This window comes from Hydrogenovibrio sp. SC-1, assembly GCF_002848135.1.
In the GTDB taxonomy this organism is placed as follows: Bacteria; Pseudomonadota; Gammaproteobacteria; order Thiomicrospirales; family Thiomicrospiraceae; genus Hydrogenovibrio.
Genome location: NZ_PKGB01000002.1, coordinates 111,899 through 131,611, shown reverse-complemented (window position 1 = coordinate 131,611; position 19,713 = coordinate 111,899). Strand labels below are relative to the sequence as shown.

At 43.9% G+C, this 19,713-nt stretch carries 13 protein-coding genes; 6 read left to right on the top strand and 7 right to left on the bottom strand.

Features of this window, described 5'->3' with window-relative positions; genetic code table 11:
• The first annotated feature begins 58 nt into the window (after window positions 1-58).
• Window positions 59-1,900 carry a diguanylate cyclase gene (locus CYQ88_RS01770; RefSeq protein WP_101839624.1) on the top strand — a complete coding sequence of 614 codons (1,842 nt, stop codon included), beginning with the start codon at window positions 59-61 and terminating at the stop codon, window positions 1,898-1,900.
• Window positions 1,901-1,991: 91 nt separating this feature from the next.
• Entirely contained in the window at window positions 1,992-4,034 is a 2,043-nt protein-coding gene (locus CYQ88_RS01765; RefSeq protein ID WP_101839623.1) for a M3 family metallopeptidase, read from the top strand.
• A 95-nt stretch (window positions 4,035-4,129) separates the two neighbouring features.
• Here CYQ88_RS01765 and CYQ88_RS01760 read toward each other — a convergent pair whose 3' ends face one another.
• A complete protein-coding gene (locus tag CYQ88_RS01760; protein WP_101839622.1) occupies window positions 4,130-5,245 on the bottom strand; it encodes a hypothetical protein in 1,116 nt (371 codons plus the stop codon).
• A gap of 179 nt (window positions 5,246-5,424) precedes the next feature.
• On the opposite strand from CYQ88_RS01760, the gene CYQ88_RS01755 reads away from it, so the two are divergent.
• The 4 genes from CYQ88_RS01755 (at window position 5,425) to CYQ88_RS01740 (ending at window position 12,638) form a co-directional block, all read left to right on the top strand.
• Complete coding sequence (locus CYQ88_RS01755; RefSeq protein ID WP_101839621.1) at window positions 5,425-7,647, top strand: methyl-accepting chemotaxis protein; 2,223 nt, start codon at window positions 5,425-5,427, stop codon at window positions 7,645-7,647.
• A gap of 251 nt (window positions 7,648-7,898) precedes the next feature.
• Complete coding sequence (locus CYQ88_RS01750) at window positions 7,899-9,170, top strand: OmpP1/FadL family transporter (RefSeq protein WP_101839620.1); 1,272 nt, start codon at window positions 7,899-7,901, stop codon at window positions 9,168-9,170.
• Between the two features lie 17 nt (window positions 9,171-9,187).
• Window positions 9,188-10,504, top strand: a complete 1,317-nt coding sequence (locus CYQ88_RS01745; protein ID WP_101839619.1) for an MFS transporter — start codon at window positions 9,188-9,190, stop codon at window positions 10,502-10,504.
• A complete protein-coding gene (locus CYQ88_RS01740; protein WP_101839618.1) occupies window positions 10,488-12,638 on the top strand; it encodes an AMP-binding protein in 2,151 nt (716 codons plus the stop codon). Before CYQ88_RS01745 ends, CYQ88_RS01740 begins: the two co-directional genes overlap by 17 nt.
• Here the strand turns inward: CYQ88_RS01740 and CYQ88_RS01735 are convergent.
• Genes CYQ88_RS01735 through CYQ88_RS01710 form a run of 6 tightly spaced genes read right to left on the bottom strand, consistent with a single transcriptional unit; the run spans window position 12,635 to window position 19,597 of the window.
• Window positions 12,635-14,344, bottom strand: coding sequence for a BatD family protein (locus CYQ88_RS01735; RefSeq protein ID WP_158235988.1), 1,710 nt, complete (start codon window positions 14,342-14,344; stop codon window positions 12,635-12,637). The two genes, CYQ88_RS01740 and CYQ88_RS01735, sit on opposite strands and share 4 nt — an antisense overlap.
• Window positions 14,345-14,349: 5 nt before the next feature.
• The gene (locus CYQ88_RS01730) at window positions 14,350-16,227 is read right to left on the bottom strand and encodes a VWA domain-containing protein (protein ID WP_101839616.1); all 1,878 of its coding nucleotides are present in this window, start codon (window positions 16,225-16,227) and stop codon (window positions 14,350-14,352) included.
• Window positions 16,220-17,245 (bottom strand): VWA domain-containing protein, encoded by a 1,026-nt coding sequence (locus CYQ88_RS01725; RefSeq protein WP_233188782.1) that lies wholly within the window; start codon window positions 17,243-17,245, stop codon window positions 16,220-16,222. Before CYQ88_RS01725 ends, CYQ88_RS01730 begins: the two co-directional genes overlap by 8 nt.
• Window positions 17,242-17,712, bottom strand: a complete 471-nt coding sequence (locus CYQ88_RS01720; RefSeq protein WP_101839615.1) for a DUF4381 domain-containing protein — start codon at window positions 17,710-17,712, stop codon at window positions 17,242-17,244. Before CYQ88_RS01720 ends, CYQ88_RS01725 begins: the two co-directional genes overlap by 4 nt.
• Entirely contained in the window at window positions 17,709-18,626 is a 918-nt protein-coding gene (locus tag CYQ88_RS01715) for a DUF58 domain-containing protein (RefSeq protein ID WP_101839614.1), read from the bottom strand. Before CYQ88_RS01715 ends, CYQ88_RS01720 begins: the two co-directional genes overlap by 4 nt.
• On the bottom strand, window positions 18,626-19,597 hold the full coding sequence (locus CYQ88_RS01710) for a MoxR family ATPase (protein WP_101839613.1): 972 nt from the start codon (window positions 19,595-19,597) through the stop codon (window positions 18,626-18,628). Before CYQ88_RS01710 ends, CYQ88_RS01715 begins: the two co-directional genes overlap by 1 nt.
• Window positions 19,598-19,713: the final 116 nt, after the last annotated feature.

The following is a 19,713-nucleotide window of genomic DNA, read 5'->3' as shown; positions in this document are numbered from 1 at the left end:
ATCTGTGTTAAATTTTGTGTATCCATTATAGAGTCATTAAAGCAGGATCATTTTTTCAATGCGCGTAGTTACAAAATCATTTTGGCCTGTTTTGTTATTATATGGTTTTTTAAGTCTATTGATATGGCCAGCACAAGCCACTGCTTCTGAAAATGTTTTGGTAACGAATCAGCCGATGATTCCGTTATCTCAAGCGGTTTCGGTTTTTCGAAACTCCGGTGATCCTCTTACCCTTCAAGCCTTGCTGGCACAACAAAATGCAAATTTATTTACCCCGACTAACAAAAATAACACCACTAATTTCGGTCTAACCCAAGATGAAATTTGGTTACGACTCGAATTGCATACGACAGATTCAACCCCTGATCGATGGTTTTTAGAAATTAAACACCCTTCTTTGGATGTAATTGAGTGTCATATTGCCAATCAAAAAGATGGGATATTTACATCGCAATTGAATGGCGATTTAGTCGCCTTTAACCAAAAGCCATACGCGCATTTCACTCCAATTTTTGAACTCCAACTCCAATCTAAACAACAGTATGTGCTTTATGTAAAAGTGAAGTCTCAAGGAACCGTCACTGTGCCATTAAAGCTTTGGCAGCCGGATGCACTTTGGCAGGCAGATCAAAGGTCCTATGCCTTTTTAAGCCTTTATTATGGGATTCTATTTGGGCTATTGGTTTATAACCTATTTATTTTCTTTTCATTACGTGATCCAATTTATTTAATCTATGTGGCATTTATTGGGTTTTTAGGGTTAGGACAGGCTGGATTATCTGGATTATCTTATCAGTTCTTATTACCAGATTCCGTCTGGTTGGCAAACCTGATTCCAACAACCGCCACGGCTGCCGCTGGGATTTTTGGATCAATATTTGCCCATCGTTTTTTAGGCAATACTTTGCAACGGTTACATCTCAACAAATTAATGCTGGTTTATAGTTTGGGATTTATTGTTATTTGTATCGTTTCCATTTTAGGGCATTATCATTTAGCGGCTATGGCCGTCAATCTTTGGGGTTTATTGTTTGCATTGAGTGCCTTGATCTTGGGGTCGATTAGTCTCTACTTAAAACAGCCAGGCAGTCGGTTTTTTGTGTTGGCTTGGATCTCTTTATTAACGGGCATAATTGTCATCACTTTGCATAATATTGGGGTATTGCCGACAAACTTTTATACCATCAATTCACTTTGGATTGGCTCTGCAATTGAAATGTTGCTATTGGCGATGGCGTTGGCGGATCGGATAAATGAGTTGCAAAATCAACATCAGACAGCGCAAGCTCAAGCATTGCATATCAAGCAAGAGATGATTAATGCGGCGAAAGAGAATGAACGACTGTTGGAATCCAGAGTGGAAAGCCGAACTCAGGAGCTGGCATTGGTTAATCAACAGTTATTGAAAAGTGAACAGCAACTTATTTTCCAAGCAAACCATGATCCTTTAACGCAACTGGCGAATCGTAATTTACTTCAACAAAAAATCCAGTATTTACAGGCTCAGGGGGAAGGGTTTGCGGTCATTGTTGCAGATTTAGATAAATTTAAGCCCATTAACGATCAATATGGCCATGCTGCGGGCGATCAAGTGTTATTAACCTTGGCCGAACGGTTAAAAATATTTGTTGAAGACGCCGACTGGGTTGCGCGTGTTGGTGGGGATGAATTCATTTTAATCCTCCCACATTTTGATCAAAAACCCCATTTACAAGACATCTGCGCGGAGTTGCAAACGGTGGTGAGTCAACCTATCACCTTAAAAGATGGAACACGACTGACTATCACTGTGAGTGTGGGGTTTGCCATTTACCCTGATGATGCGGACTCTCTTGATACCTTACTCTCTAAGGCGGATGACGCCATGTATCAGCATAAAAATTCAAAGTCATTCAATTAATGGCTTGTAACCTTTAGCAAGGTTTTCAAATCGGCTTAGCATTGCGTATAATCAACCGCTGATTTTCAATATGACCTTTCGGAGCCAAGCAATGAACCCATTATTAAAGACCGACCAGTTACCCGATTTTAGTGCGTTTCACGTGGAACACATCAAGCCGGCCGTGACCGCCGTTTTATCGGAAAGCCGTGATGTGGTTGAGAAATTGGTGGCCGATACGGCCATGCCAAGCTGGGAAAACTTTGTGGAACCTTTAGAGCATATTCAAAATCGCTTGGAGCGAGTTTGGGGGCCGGTAGGTCACCTCGATGCAGTCAAAAACTCTGATGAATGGCATCAAGTTTACACCGATTGTTTACAGCAGATTACCGATTTTCATAGCCAAATGGGTCAAAACAAAGGGTTGTTTGCGAAATTTTCTCAACTCCATCAGTCAGACGCGTTTACGCACTATTCATTGGCTCAGAAAAAGGTGATTGAAAATGCATTGAGGGATTTCCGCCTATCGGGGATTGATTTAGACGAAGCGCAACAACAAACCTATAAAGATATTACTCAGCAACTATCACAGTTAAGCAGTCAATTTGGCAATAATGTGCTAAAAAGTAGCCAGGCCTGGTCAAAATACATTGAAGATAGGGCGCTTTTATCCGGGTTGCCAGATAGTGCAATGGGACTATTGGCACAATTGGCAGAACAAAAATCTTATCAGCAGGGCTGGTTGGTTACATTAGATTTTCCATCCTATTTAGCGGTAATGACCTATGCAGAAAACAGAGAGCTGAGAGAAGAAGTCTATCGGGCTTTTGCCACTCGGGCTTCTGAAATGGCACAGGATACCCAGTATGATAATAGTGCGTTAATGGCCGACATACTCAAGTTGCGCCATCAGAAAGCTGAGTTACTTGGTTGTCAAAATTATGCCGAACTGTCTTTGGCCACTAAAATGGCAGACTCAACCGATCAAGTGATCCAGTTCTTAACCGACTTGGCGCAAAAATCCAAACCACAGGCACAACAGGAGTTTGAGACGTTATCACAATTTGCCAAAACAGAATTGGGCTTATCGTCACTGCAACCCTGGGATGTGACCTTTGTTTCAGAAAAGCTCAAAAATCAAAGTTTGTCATTATCGCAAGAAGCGCTACGTCCTTATTTTCCAGTAACGAAAGTTTTAGCAGGCTTATTTAAAATTACTGAAACATTATTTGGCGTGACGGTTACTGAAAAACAAGGCGTATCCGCTTGGCATGAAGCTGTTCGGTTTTTTGAAATCAGCAATGAATCCGGCCAGGTGATCGCGGCTTTCTATTTGGATTTGTATGCACGTGAAAATAAACGCGGCGGAGCCTGGATGGATTCTGCTATTAGCCGTTGGCAGTCAAGTCATGGCGAGTTACAAACCCCGGTTGCATATTTGGTCTGTAATTTCACGCCACCGGTGGATGACCAACCAGCCTGTTTAACCCATAATGAAGTGACCACTTTATTCCATGAATTTGGTCATGGCTTGCATCATATGCTCACCGAAATGGATGATTTTGATGTCTCTGGGATTAATGGCGTGCCTTGGGACGCGGTCGAGCTGCCGTCGCAATTTATGGAAAACTTCTGTTGGGAGCCGGAAGGCATTGAATTGATGACGGCTCATATTGAAACTCAACAACCTTTGCCAGAGGATTTGTTTAAGGCGTTGAAACAGAGTCGAGGCTTTCAATCGGCCATGATGATGGTACGCCAGTTGGAGTTCTCACTCTTTGATTTTTTACTTCATACACATTACCAGCCAGACGCACCGACAGATATTTTGGCATTGGCCAATGACGTGAGGCAAAAGGTGGCGGTGGTCTTTCCCCCTGACTACCACCGTTTTCCGCACAGCTTTAGCCATATTTTTGCTGGCGGTTATGCTGCAGGCTACTTTAGTTATAAATGGGCAGAAGTGTTGTCAGCCGATGCATTTGGTGCCTTTGAAGAACAAGGCATCTTAAATACGGAAGTGGGCAGGAAATTTAAAAATACCATTTTGGCGGCGGGCGGGTCGATTCACCCAATGACTTTATTCAAAGCTTTCCGGGGTCGTGAGCCTCAAATAGATGCTTTGCTTCGGCACTCAGGCATTCGTTCAGCTTAAATTGACCAGGCCTGGTTAAAGTTGTCAACCTAGGCCTCCTTGAAAAGGGTTATCCGCAAATTAGAAGTGTCTAAAGCTGTTTCTGATTGTCGCCATTAGATTTCATTAATGGTAAATAATCGCATTCGGAGGCCAACGGCCCAAAGATTGGATTGGTCAAAAGGAGTGCCTTCAACCTGGATCGCGGGCTGAAAACTTTGAATAAATGGGGTGACGGTAAAATTTTTAGTAATCGGAATCGCAAAGTAGACCTCTAAACTTGAGGTGTTTTTTAGGGGGCTGTTATTGGGGAGTTCGCCAGAGATTCTTCGGCTTATGCCAGCCCCAATCCGACTTTTTGCCAGCAAATTATGGGTTTTGTGTTCGACGTTAAGGGCATAGAATTGCGCCACTTCAGAGACTTTGGGATTGGCCCATCCCAGTCTTGATTCTAAAGAGGTATTGCCATAGGTACGACTCAGTACCGAATAAATACCATAGTTATTGAGCCGATTGTCTTGTTCATTCCTGAGATTGACATAGTCACCACTTCGCAACCAAGCTCCGAGAGAAATAAAGCCGTTATCGATAACCCATGCGGTTTCCGTAGCGGCAAATACGCCTCGGTCATCCGTGTCTTCCTCTTCGACTCCTTCCTGTTCATTGTATTCATGGACCTTTGCCTGAGATATGTCTAATTCGCGGGCGGTAGAAAGGTAAAAGGTGCTCATGACACTGTCATTGAGCTGAGTAATTAAACCAATGCCAGGTGTATAGTCGGGAAAATCGATGGTGAGATTATTGATGAAATCAGGCGTAATAAAATTTTGCGTATCATCATTGCTGATTAAAGACGTGTCTAACCAGCCACTGCCATCCATAATGCCCATAAATACATTGCTACTTTCAGATAATTTAATATTGGTGAATAGCTGTGAGACATGAAGATTGCCATCAATCCCTGGATGAGGACTTGCATACTGAATGGCATTGGCAAAGCTGTCGGGGGCAATTTTTGAGGCAGTGACCAAGCTTAAATTCAGTTCATAATTTGGTTGTAAATATCGAAAAGCAAAATCTGCAGTCAAGGTATTGCTAGCGGGAATATTTGCATCGGTGCTTTGATGAATGGCATTGACACCCGCTTCGTATTGAAAGTTTGCATGAACGGGTGCTAAGGCGATGAAAACAAGGAGTGATCCGTAAAGCGTTTGTGAGAAATACCGTTTCAAAATTTTATCCTCCCTTATCCATAGAATTTATATGTATTTTGCATAAAAACTGGTTAATATTGTATATATTTGGTCAAGCTAATATTGCTGAATTTTTGACAGAATTTCGTAGATCGGGTTTTTTAAATGAATATATAGTTTTAAAGAGTGGTTCACTCAATAAAAAGAGGTAAAAGGTAATGCACTTATCGGATATAAAACTAACGCACAAAATGATGGCGTTTATTTCGGTCATTTCTTTCTCATTGTTGATTTCAGCTGTTTTGGTTGAATCAGAAGTTTCCACCTTAGTGGGAGAAGTTGATGTGGTCAAAACCGAGAGTGTGCCTTTTGCATTATCGGCAGCCGAAATGAAAAAAACCGTTGTTGAAGTGCAACAATGGCTCACGGATATTTCAGTCACGCGAGGCCAAGATGGTTTGGATGATGGCTTTACCGAAGCGGAGAAATCACGACAGCACTTTTTAGAAGATGTAGCTGAATTTAGAGCGATGTATGAGGCAGAAAATGATTCAGACAACCTCCAAAAGCTTGCTAAACTAGAAGCCGCTTTTGAAGAATGGTATAAAACTGGTAAACATCTTGCGGAAACCTATATCAAGGATGGAACCTCAGCAGGTAACCAGTTTATGGGGCAGTTTGATACTGCTGCTGAGCAGTTAGATACTTTATTAACACCTTTTGTCAATGATCAGGTGCAAGAAGCAGAAATGATGCTGTCGCATGCAGCTGAAGAAACGCAAGTATTAAAGTCAACTCTGATTACAGTGTTTGTCATCATTATTTTAGTGTTCATTGCCTTTGGAACGGTAATTACTCGAAGTATTCTTCGCTCAATACATTCCCTTGAAAAAGTGATTACCAAAGTTTCACAAACGGGTGAGTTTAAACACCGAGTGGAAGTCTTAGGAAAGGATGAAATTGGCAGTATGTCAATTGCCTTTAATCAGTTATTAGATAATGTACAGAGAGCATTGACGGATGCCAATAAAGTGGTTTCCAGTTTGGCAGATGGTCAGTTTGATCAACGTATCCAGTATGAAATTTCTGGTGATTTGGCCACCTTGAAAGCGGGCATTAATAATTCGGCAGATCACATCTCAGATGTAATGGATCAGTTAAAAAATGTGATGAATGCCTTAGTTAAGGGTGATTTTTCTCACCATGTCAGTACCAATGCAAAAGGCCAATACGGTGACATGCTAATCAATGCCGACCAAGCACTCAGTAGCTTGAATTCGGTGATTGCCGATATTAATGTCGCCATGCAGCATATGAATGACGGAGACTTTAATGCTCGGGTGACGGCGGAAGCGCAGGGTGATCTAGCATTGATGAAAAATAATGTGAATGACTCTTTAAAACAGATTGCGAAGGTTGTAGATGCGATTAGTGAGGAAGTCAATGCGCAAGCCGCCGGTGACTTAACCAAAGAACTCACTGGCAACTTCAAAGGTCAGTTACATGGGTTGCAAACCGCGATTAATGCATCCATTAACAAGTTAAAAGAAGTGGTCATTATGGCGACCAATGCGTCTGAAGTGGTTAATGGCGCTGCCGCAGAAGTCTCACAGGGATCGAATGATTTGAGTAAGCGCGTTCAGCAGCAAGCTGCTGCTTTAGAGCAAACTTCTTCAACCATGCATGAAATGAATTCACAAGTCCAGAATAGCAGTGAAAATGCACAACATGCCAACCAAATTGCTAAAGATGTACAAGGTAAGGCCAATGAAGGTACCGAAGTCATGCAGCAAACCATGGAAGCAATGACGGCTATAGAAGAGTCAAGCCATAAAATTTCGGATATAGTGACGTTGATTGATGGTATTGCTTTCCAGACCAACTTATTAGCTTTGAATGCGGCGGTTGAGGCGGCTAGAGCTGGCGATCATGGTAGAGGATTTGCTGTAGTGGCTGGTGAAGTTAGAGCCTTGGCTCAAAAGGCGGCTGATGCAGCAAAAGACATTAAAAACTTGATTGATGAAACCGTTAACCGAGTTGAATATGGTTCTAACTTGGCAACCCAATCAGGTGAAATGCTGCAGAGCATTAATGATTCGATTGATTCGGTCTCAAAAATGATTGGCCAAATTGCGACGGCCGCCACCGAGCAGGCAGAAGGGGTTGAACAGGTTCACCAAGCCATTACCGAAATTGATGGCGTTACCCAACAAAATGCGGCTTTGGTTGAAGAGACTAGCGCAGCATCAGAAAGTTTAAGCGAGCAGGCAACACGATTGCAGCAAGAAATGGCATTTTTCAATACAGGTGAGCAGCATATAGGCGCATCCCCAGCTCAGTTGGCTGCACCTAAAGAGCCAAAACCACAACAACCCGCGCCAAAAGCCATTCAGCCAAAGGCAAACAAAGCCCAATCTGATGATGAGTGGGGCGAGTTTTAATGCTCACCTAGTCTTAGTTTGAAAGCAACTCAGTTTGCCGTATGTTAATGCGGCAAATTTTTATGTTTTTTTTCCATCCTTTATTGATGCTGTTTGTTTGATTTATCTCATCACTTAATTTGAATCAAACCGTTCAATCAATGTCATAAGTTTTTTTGACGCCTTTGAAGCGTCTCAGCTGTTAAAATTAATTTCATTCAGAGTAGGTTACCCTATTCAATTTTTTTTGATGGTTAGAGAAGGGGACGGAAATGCGTCGTTTGTCATCTGCGTTAATTGGGGTTAGTTTGTCATTAAGTTTGGTAGCGACCGCTCAGGCATCTGGGTTTGCTTTAATTGAACAGTCAGCAAGTGGTCAAGGGCTGTCTTATGCAGGTGCTGCGGCCTCAACGGAAGATGCCAGTGTCATGTGGTTTAACCCAGCGGGAATTGCGGTTTTGCCCGGCTCCCAAGCGGTTTTGGCGGCGCATCGTATTGACCCTTCTGCTAAGTTCTCTAATAACGGTTCTTATTTAGCGGTACCCGGCAACGCCATTAGTGGTAATGGCGATGATGGCGCAACAGTGGGCGTGGTTCCCAATCTATACTGGAAGCGCGCTTATGGTCCTTATCATGTTGGCTTTGGCTTGAATGTGCCCTTCGGTCAGCATATTTCTTATAAAGAAGATTGGGTCGGGCGTTATCATGCTACCGAAACCAATTTAAAAACCTATCAGGTTAATCCAACCTTGTCGCGTAAACTCAGTAAAACATTAGCATTGGGCTTGGGTTTAAATGCACAATCGGTGAATTTGCAAATGCAGCAAAAGGTCAATCAAGCCGCATTAACCAGTGGTGCGGTTACGGCGGATGGGAATGCCAAAATTCAAGCTGACAGTTGGGGCTATGGTTATAATTTGGGGGTGTTATATTCGCCCAATACCGATTTTAAAATGGGGATATCTTACCGTTCTAATATTAAACATGCTGCCAGTGGCACGGTTGAATATGATGTTCATGCTGCGTTAAGTGGTACCTTACAAGATGGTAAAGTTTCATCTAATGTTGTCATGCCGGCCTCGGCCATTATCAGTCTGTCACAGAAATTTGGTCGGAAGCTGACATTATTGGGCGGGGCAACCTGGACCAAATGGTCGGATTATAAGGAGTTGGTGATTCAGTATGATTCTGGCCTGGCGGATACCAATACTCGACAAGATTTTACTGATGAATGGCGCTATTCTCTCGGTGCAATTTATCAATTCAATCCAAATCTAAAATTGAGAACAGGGATTGCGATGGATCGAACACCCGTACAAAATGACACCAATCGTAGTCCGAGAACACCCGACTCTGATCGCAGTTGGGTATCGGTGGGTGTTGGTTATCAAATAAATGCGTATATGAATATGGATTTAGCTTACAGCCACTTATTTGCTGATAAGTCACCCGTAGACTATACGATTGATGATAAGCAGTTTTTGGTTGGGAACTATAATGCCAGTGTGGATATTGTCAGTGCGCAATTGGTTTGGAAATATTAATCGGTCATTAGGCATTTATGAGGCATCCTTTTTGGTTTAAACGTCATTTCTTTCCGCTTTTTTGGGTACAGTTTTTAGGGGCTTTTAACGATAATCTGTTTAAAAATGCCTTAGTGATGTTAATCACGTTTCGGCTGGCAGACTCACCTGAACAAGCGGGCATTTTGATTACAATGGCGGCAGGTTTTTTTATCCTGCCGTTTTTTTTGTTCTCGGCTTTTGCCGGTCAGTTAGCGGATAAATATGAAAAGACCCTATTGATTCGTAAAATCAAATTGGCTGAGGTTTTGATTATGTTGTTGGGTGCGATGGCGCTTTCTACCCAATCGGTCGCTGCTTTGTTAGGGGTGTTGTTTTTGATGGGGGTGCAGTCGGCATTTTTCGGCCCAATAAAGTATGCTATTTTGCCGGAACATTTGCCAGAAAAACAGTTATTGGAAGGAAATGGTTGGTTTAGTGCTTCAACTTTTGTGGCCATTTTATTAGGAACAATATTGGGAGGTTGGGGCATTTTAACCGAATCAGGGCAGCAGTTGATGGCTTGGGCTTTGCTCGCGGTTGCGGTACTGGGTGTGATCGCCAGTCGGTTTGTTCCTTCATCACAGTCAACAGATCCGACAATCACCCTGCAATGGAATTTTATTGCCAATACGATTCAAGAAATGCGATTGAGAAAACGCTTTCCTGATGCCTTTTTTGCGGTGCTTGCGATTTCATGGTTTTGGTTTTTAGGGGCGACCTATTTAAGTCAAATGCCCATCATGGTTTCCAATGTTTTGGGCGGTGATGATCAAGTTGTTTTACTGTTTTTAACGGGATTTTCGATTGGTATTGCGATCGGTGCTTGGTTGGCACATCGGTTTCAACCGCGTGTTAAAGCATTACCGGACGTGCTTTGGTTAGGCTGGTTATTAATTGGGATGTCGGTGATGATATTAGCGACGAATGTGATAATGACTGTTTGGACACCCACCGCTGACGAGCCTTTGGCAATGATGGCATTTCTTCAACAATGGCAGGCCTGGTTAATTTGGCTTCTTTTGGTGGCAATAGCTGCAGTCGGTGGAGCTTTTTGTGTGCCTTTGTATACCTTGCTCCAAGTTCAAACAGCGGAGCACTTTCGTTCTAGAATGGTGGCGGTCAATAATATCACCAATGCATTATTAATGGTCTTGTCTGCATTATTGGTCTTAGTGCTGTATGGGTTGGGCGCGGATGTGGTTGATCTGTTTTATGTGATCACCTTATTGAATCTATTGGCAGCATTTTGGTACTTTCGGCATGGAAACGGTTTGATAAAGAATAGGAAAACAGTGAATGAAGTGGGTGATTAAAGCATTATTAAAAGTCTTTTTTAAAGTCAGGATTCGAGGATTAGAGCATTATCACGATCTGGATCAGTCGGGTGAGCCAATGCTGATTATTGCCAATCATACCTCCTTACTTGATGGCGTATTGATTCGTGCGTTCTTGCCGGGTGATACCGCGTTTATGATTGACGAAAGTCATACTCACCGATGGTACGAAAAATTTCTATTGAGTTTTGTAAAACACTTTAAAGTTGAATTCCATAACCCTTATGCGACTAAGCAAGTGATTAAAGCACTCAAATCGGGTCAGCATTGTATGATTTTTCCAGAGGGCCGTATTACCACGACCGGTAGCTTGATGAAGGTGTATGAGGGCACGGGTATGGTAGCCCATCAGGCCAACGCGAAGATTCTACCGATTTGTATTCAGGGTGCTCAGCAAAGTTCGTTTTCTTACTTGGATGGTGAACGTTTTGCCTTTACCAAACGTCGTTGGTTCCCGAGCATAACCTTACAGGTTTTACCAGCGCAATCTTTGGGTATGCTAGGCGATTTAAAAGGCCGTCAAAAACATCAGTTTTTTAAAAACCGGATTTTTACGATATTGCGGGATGCCATTTTTGAGAGTCAACAGACCCCCAAAAGCTTGTTTAAAGCCCTATGTGATTCGGGTAAGGCTTATAACGATAAGCAGGTCTGTGTTGAAGATATTAATGGCGTGAGTGTTTCTCGTAAGAAGTTGCGATTAGGGGCGATGATTTTAGGCCGAAAGCTGGCAGCCCTTTGTCACGGAGAACAGCGAGTTGGTGTGTTACTGCCCAATGTGAGCGGCTTACCGATCGCCTTTTTTGGCTTGCAAGCCTTTGGTATCGTGCCTGCCATGCTGAATTTTACCGCAGGTTTAGGACCCATGCGGTCAGCTTGTGAAACGGCTGAATTGAAAAGTATTCTTACCTCAAGAAAATTTGTTGAGGTCTATCAACTGGATGCCGTGGTTGAAGCGTTATCAGATCAAGTTCGATTTATTTATTTGGAGGACGTTCGGAGTCAAGTGAGTGCATTTGATAAAATTCGTGCTATCTTCACACCGCATTCTGCGCTCAAGGGCTATGGTGTGGATGAGAATTCACCGGCAGTGGTGTTATTTACATCCGGATCAGAAGGCACGCCTAAAGGCGTGGTGTTGTCTCATAAAAACCTCACCAGTAATGTCAATCAAATATCAGCGATGTTGACCCTGTTGCCAGGAGAGCAACTGTTTAATGCGTTGCCGACTTTTCACAGCTTTGGCTTAACCGCCGGATTGCTATGGCCGATCTTAAAAGGCGGAAAGGTGTTTCTGTATCCTTCACCGTTGCATTATGCCGTTATCCCCGAGATGATTTACAACCTCAATGTCAAACTCTTATTTGGTACTGATACCTTTTTTTCTGGCTATGCCAAAAAAGCCGATCCGTATGACTTTTACAGTGTGCGCTATATGGTGGCCGGCGCTGAAAAATTACGCCCTGAAACGCGCCGGCTTTATGCCGATCGGTTTCATACGCCGATTTTGGAAGGCTATGGTGTCACTGAAACGTCTCCTGTTTTGGCCGTTAATATGCCATTGAGTTTTAAAAATGGCACGGTGGGTCAGTTGGTGCCGGGTGTCGATTATCAAATTCGGCCTATTGATGGGATTGCCGAGGGCGGTAGCTTAATGGTGAAGGGGCCAAATGTGATGCTGGGCTATCTAATGCCGAATCAGCCGGGTGTATTACAGCCACCAGAAGACGGATGGTATGATACTGGAGATGTGGTTGATGTGGATGCCGAAGGTTTTATTATCATTAAAGGCCGTGCAAAACGATTCGCTAAAATTGGCGGGGAAATGATTTCATTAACCGCGGTGGAAAGTTATATTAATCAATATAGCCCAGAGGGGCATCATGTGGTGGTGTCTGTCGCAGATGAACGAAAAGGTGAACAGTTGATTTTGGTCACCAATGACGATGGATTAAGTCGTCAAACGGTAAAAGAAGCGGCGAAATTAGCGCAAGTTTCGGAAATTATGGTGCCAAAAACTGTCATTCTGGTGGAAGAAATTCCGGTACTGGGTACGGGCAAAACGAACTATCCGGCCGTCCAAACCATTGCAGACGGGCATTTTAAGTCTTAAGATTTCATTTCACTTTGATGCGTCGGGTAAATCGGCGCTAAACGGTTCTGCTCAACCGTATTTTCGTCTTGTGTTTGGCTGAGCCGTTTCACTTCTTTACAAATGTCTGACAATATCGCTGGCGCAAGTGGTGTTTGCCCATAAAGATGGGCTTTGAGTGCTGTCAATTGTGTTTCTAAGAATTCACTGGTTTTATTAGGGTGACGGTTCTGCCAGTGTAATAGGGCTGAAAATAAGGCTTTTGCATCTGACGGTTGTAAGGGTTTTTCGCACAATGACATCATATCGGGCGTTAAATTCGACCAGGCCTGGTCGTTTTGTGGGTTCGTTCCGCTGGTTTCATGCGCTTGTTGTTTGAGGCGGTTTTGTAATTTGACAATCCAAATACTAAAGCCCATTACTGTTAAAAACCACAACCCCATCAGTGTCGCAACCGCTATTTGCCAGCCAATGGTTTCGGTTTGAGGTGTGGTTTTCGAAGTCGATGTTTCATGTGGAACTTTTTCTTTTGATGCTGGTTTTTCAACTGGCGGGGTTGAAGTCGCGGGTAAGATGGTGAGGGTTTTGGCAGGTAACCGGGCTGTTTGCAATTGATTGGTTTCGGTGTTCCACCAATTGAACGTGATTTCCGGTAGCGTCATGCTGCCGGCTTCGGTTGGCACTATGGCAACTTCCACCGATTTTTGGCTGTGAATGCCTTGTGACATCACCTGGTTTTTTTGCTGAGAAGGCTCGGGATATAGGTGATAGTCAGCATGATTCGACCATTGCCACTCAGGGAGTTGTGAGTGCAATAGCCCTTGCGCATCCAGTTTGATGGTTCGGGTAATGGCATCACCAACGCGGATGGGCTGGTTGATTTGCCAATCCTCCGATAATGTGAGCGATTGCGCCGGTAGCCAGCTTGATTGCGCTGGGTAGGTGTTCGGTTTGGGGTTAACGGTTAATTGTAAAGGTTGTGTATGTTCTTTAACTTGTTTTAAACGCCCTTGATATTGAATGCGGCCGTAGAAAGCTTGAGGCGGGATTGTCAGTTCCCCACTTTTCTGTGGGAAGAAGGCCCATGTCCATTGATAAACATCATAGCGTTGCCCATTAATTTGGGTTTGATAATGAAATTGACTTTGCAAGGGTTCACTGAGGGCATCCTCAAAAACTGGCGGGCGGATATTGCCATCAATAAAACGCCCTTGATGGTAAAACCGCAGTGTAAACAGCACTTGTTGTTGGACATACGCTTGATCGAGACTGAGCGTGGACTCTAAGAAACTGCTGCCACGATAACCGTTGCCGAGGTGTTGTGCTTCGGTAACCTGAATAATAAGAGGTTGACTGAGAATGCCATCCACCTCTAAAGGCGGAACCACCAGTTCGCCAACTTGCTTGGGACTGATATGCAATATCCATCGGGAAAATGATTGATAGTTACCGTTGATAATCTGGATCTGGTTACTGCGTTGGGTGCCCAGTAAGTCAAATTGATCCTGCATTTGATTAAAGTCGGGTTCTCCTTGGGCAGTAAAATCGGTTTCCACGATCAGTGTAATAATATCGCCCATTTGAACCTGTTGGTGATCGGTGTGAACCCGAACTTGTTTGGCCAATAACGGACTGCTGAGCAATGACAATAAAATCAGTGCGAGGCAAATAAAAATCACTTTTTTGAGCCACTTACGATGACGATGATGCGATACGGATTGGGTCATAAGCATTACCAAATTTTTGTGTTGTCTGTTGAAGGATCGCGCTTTTGTTGAAATTGATATTCAAATTTGCGTTTTAAAAACAACCCTGGTTCATGGGGGATTTGGTTTAACCAATTTTGTTGGGCACGTTCTGCTTCTGTTTGGGGTTCTGACTGAGACGAATCCTTTTCTAGTGGTTCTGAAGTGACCGCCTTTGTGCCGTTTTTTTCTTCAGTTGAAGAATCCATTTCGGTGGCTTTTTGTTGATCTGTTTTGGAATCGGCTTGGCTTTCACCCTCTGCTTGGGGTTGTCCTTCTTTATCGGCGGGTTGGCTTTCTTGACCGGATTTTTGGTCCTGATTATTTGAATCCTGTGGATCGCTGCTTTGATTTGACTGCTCGTTTTTCTCATTCGGATGATTTTGAGTCTGGTTGGATTGTGCATCACGCGTGTTGTTTGAATTTGAATTAGAGGCTTGTTTGTCTTGTTGTTGCAACAGTTTTTCAATGAGTTGTAGGTTTTGTTTGGCTGCCTGCCAGTTGGGTCGAGCTTCGAGTGCCTTTTGATAGGCTTCTTTTGCCGGTTGTAATTGGCCTAGTTGGGCAAGTGCATTGCCTAGGCTATATTGTGATTCTGCCGACTCACTGCGCTTAAATTGCTCGGCAGCCTCAGCATATTGTTGCATACGATAATAACTGGCTCCTTTCCACAAAGGCGATTCAAATTGATTGAGTGCGGCCTCATAGTTTTGGCGCTGCCAGTTTTCATAGCCTTGTTGGTCATTGGATTTAAGGACATCGAGCAAAGAAACTGAATTGGTCGTTTTGTCATTACTATAACTGTTGACTGGGTAAAAGCTTGCCAATAAACATAACGGGATTAGGCTAACGCCGATTTGACTAAAAATCCAGCCTCGACGAAAGCTTAATGCGATCATAGGGATCAGTATCCAAAGCAAATAAATGCCTTGATCAAGCCAACTGGTAAGGGTTTTGGGCTCATCAGCGTTTTTATTGGCACTGGCCGGGTTTTGCAAAAACGGTGCCGGTAACAGCCGATCGGTGTCAATCGGTTGCTGTGTCAGTGGGTGCCACTCAACACTGGGATGTTCGGCAAGGCGTTGGAATTGGGTCACAGGTAGTTTCGCTAAAATCAATTGGCCATTATCTTGTTTTAGTAGGCCAAAATTGGGGACTGGAATCGGCGCACCGGCTTCAGTACCGACCGTGATGATACTGAGTGTTAAGTTATGTGTGTCTAAAAAGGTTTTGATGGAATTGACCTCATCCGCTTCGACCGAATCGGTAATCCAAATTAGATGGCCTTGATTAATATGAGATCCTTTTAAAAGCTGCTGTGCTTGCTGCAAGCCCGTTATCGCATTCGCTCCCATACTGGGCATTATCAAAGGGCTAAGACTGGGTGTGAGATTAATCAGGGTTTGGGGGTCTTCTGAGATGGGGGTGATGGTATGAGCTGAGCCAGCATAAACCACCATACCAAATTGTTGTTCCGGATGGGATTTTAATAAATCCATTAGTTGGAAACGGGCACGATTTAAGCGGTTGGGTTTCAGGTCATCTGACAACATAGAGAGCGAAAGATCCAGCAGAATGACACAGGCCTGGCGGTTTTTTTCGGCAGGCACCTCGACTTTTTGCCAAGTAGGGCCGCTGAGTGCAATAACCGTTATCAACCAAATCAGTAGGAGTCCAATTAAGGGTAAAGCGTTTTTCTGTTGGGATTGTTTGGATAATAATACCGGTTTAAATGGCTCGGCAATCAGTCTCTGCCAACCACCTTGTTGTTGGTGTTGGCGCCACAGCAGCCAACCGATCAATGCAATCGGAATCAGGGTCCATAACCAGAGGGGACGTAAAAAATGGAGCGTTTCTTCAGTCATATTGTCTTTGCGTTATGAGTCGATAAATTGCCAATAAAAAACTTAAACCCAGTGCGATAGCCAAAGGCCAAGGATAGAGTTCCGTTCTGGGTCGATAAGGTGTTCGATCTTGTTGTGTTGATTCTAATTGGTTAATTTCATTATAAATATCATTGAGTTGTTGTAGATTGGCGGCTGTATAAAATTGTCCGCCAGACAGTTCCGCAATGGTTTTTAAAGTGGCAGTATCAACCGAACGGCTTTGGCCGAATAAAAACTGATCCAGTCCACGACTTTCCGCAACACCGACGCCTATGGTGTAAATTTTAACGCCCATGCTTTGTGCATGGCGTGCTGCCTCTAAAGGCTGGACGGCACCTGCTGTATTAGAGCCATCGGTCAGTAGGATCAGTATGGTATTGGATTGGTTTGCTTGGGTAAGATGTTGGAGGGTTACGCCAATCGCATCCCCAATTGCTGTATTATTACCCGCCATGCCAATTTCAGTTTCGTTCAATAGTGTTTGCACCGTGTTTAAATCGAAACTGAGCGGGCTTTGTAAAAAAGCTTGAGAGCCAAATACTACCAGCCCCATACGATCCCCTTGGCGTTTTTGGATAAAGTCTTTAACCACTTTTTTGACAGCCGTTAAGCGATCGACCTCTTGACCACCGATTCGCATATCGGTTTGTTCCATACTGCCTGACAAATCAACAGCCAACATTAAGTTTTTGCCAGTGACTTGAAAAGGCTCGGTTTGCCAATACCAAACGGGGCGCATGGCAGCCAGCAAAACGAGCAGCCAAATCAGCAATCCGAGCAATGGCAATGCCATTGGCGGTTTGGATGAAGTGGTAAGTGGATATTGAGTTGCATTTTCTAACCTTTGTTGCAGGTGAGGCGCCATTAGAGGAACTTGCTGCTGAGGAGCGGGTTGCCAAAATCGTCGAATAAGCCAAGGCAACGGCAAAAAGGCTAACATCCATGGTGTCAAGAAAGTGAGTTGCTGCCAAAAATAGTGTAACGCGTCCATCATCATTTGTGATGTCCCTTAATCCATTTAGCTGCATAATCGAGACAGGCTTGAATTTCCGCATCGTCCAAATCGATTTGAGGGTGATAGTGTGCTGATATAAAGCGTTCCATTGCGTCTGGCTGTTCAATATAGCTGGCCGTTTTTTGCAAAAAACTTAACCAGGCTTGGCCATTTAAAGCCGCAACTAGATGGCGTCCATAGTGGGTAATGGCGACTTGTTTTAACAGGGCGTTGGTGGCTTGTACTTGTTGATGCGGGTTGGTTGCCTCTGCCAAAGCTTCATGAAAGATGTCCATCGCCTGGCTACGATATCGATTGAGACGACGCTGTTTCCACCAGTACCAGCTGAGGCCAATGATAATGCCACTGAGACCGACGAATAGCCCGATGAGTGTTTGTGATGGCGGCCACCAGCCGACGGCATCAGGAATATAAATATCATTGAGTTGGCTAAGTAAATCTGGATTCATCGGCCAATCACTCCTTGCGCGAGTAACGCTTCTAACGGGTCTTGATCGGTAGAAATATCGATTAGCGGGATATGGAATGGTCTGAGTTGTTGTTGCAATGCATGCCAAGCATTTTGATAAGACTGCGCATAAGCTTGGCGTTGCTTGGGATCACTGCTATTTAAATGGGTTTGTGTTTGTCCATTGGTTAAGGTTAAAACACCTTGATCGGGCAACTGTTTTTCAATCGGGTCACTGATATGAATCAAGGTGATGTCATTATGCCTTTTCAGTTGACTGAGCTGTTGTAAGAAATTTGCAGGCTGGTGAATAAAATCGCCAATTAAAATAATGCGTGTTCCAGGGCGTAGCCGTTTTTGATAATGGGCAATTTGATCTGTCCATTCCAGCGTTTGCGGTTGTGAGGGGCTTTGCAGCTGAGACTGGAGCTCTAGGGCTTGTTGTAAAAAATGCATTAGAGTTTTTAACTGGTGTTTGGGGTCAAGCCACTGGTGGTTTTGGTGGTTAAAAACAGCGCCTCCAAAACGGTCTCCCTGGTGTAGGCTAATCCAACCGAGGATTGACATGATATGAAGCGCTTGGTCGGCTTTAAACCGCTGACGAGAACCAAAAAATAATGGCGGTGTTTGTTCCAAGAAACAGACCACTGGTGTTTCCAATTCTTCAGTAAACACTTTGGTATGGGCTTTTTGAGTCCGTGCACTGACTTTCCAATCAATATGACGGATTTCATCGCCAGGTGCATATTCGCGTACTTCCAAAAACGCCATGCCGCGTCCTTTACGCAAAGCTTGTTGATAACCACCTTTACTGGCAACCAACTTCTGTTGTGCGGTCAGCCGGAAGCGCTTGAGCTGGAATCGCCAAGCCAGTAAGGCTTCAAGCTGACTATAAAGCTGCACTGAGTCAGACATTAGATAACGGGTACCACTTCAATCAGTTCATCAATAATATGGTCAACCGTTTTGCCAGTGGCTTCGGCTTCAAAACTCAACAATAACCGGTGCCGGAACACATCATGAACCACTGCTTGAACTTCAGCGGGCGTGACAAAACTTTGCCCTTTGAGCCAAGCTAAGGCTCTCGCGGCACGAGATAAGGCAGCAGTGGCTCTGGGGCTAACGCCATATTCAATGGCTTTGCCTAATTCTGGATTATATTTTTCTGCCTGACGGGTTGCCATAACCAATTCCACCAAATAGGTTTTGGTTTCTTCAGAGAGATAAAGGCTTAAAACCTCCTGACGAATTTGGAATAGCTCTTGTTGTGAAAGCATTTCTGCTGTGACGGGGTGGGTCGTTTTGGCTTCAGACTCTACCAGATCGAGAATACGTTTTTCAGCGGCACTATCGGGATAATCAATTTGAATATGCATCATAAATCGATCCAATTGCGCTTCTGGTAAAGGATAGGTGCCTTCCTGTTCTATGGGGTTTTGGGTGGCCATCACCATAAAGAGTTTGGCCATTGCTAAGGTTTTTTGACCCACCGTAACTTGATGTTCGGCCATGGCCTCAAGCAGCGCCGATTGTACTTTAGCAGGGGCACGATTGATTTCATCTGCGAGAATCAGGTTGTGAAAAATGGGCCCTTTTTGCAGACTAAACTCGCCTGTTTGTTGGCGATAAATCTCGGTACCGGTAATGTCAGAAGGTAACAAGTCCGGGGTAAATTGAATGCGATGATAGTCTCCTTCAATCAATCCCGCCAAGGTTTTAATCGCTTTAGTTTTGGCCAGGCCTGGTGGGCCTTCCACCAAAATATGGCCTTCTGCGAGGAGTGCAATCAGCATCCGTTGGGTTAAATGTGATTGACCAATAATCTGCTGGTCTAAGTGGGCTAATAAGGTTTGAACTTTATTGTGTAATGCTGAAAGTGATGACATCGGTGTTCCTGTTTCGATAAACGTGGGCATGATGAACCGAACATTATAAGAGGTTTGACACAATTCTCAATGGATAAACCCGTAAAAGAAGCTTGAGAATGGTGGCTAGAAAAGAG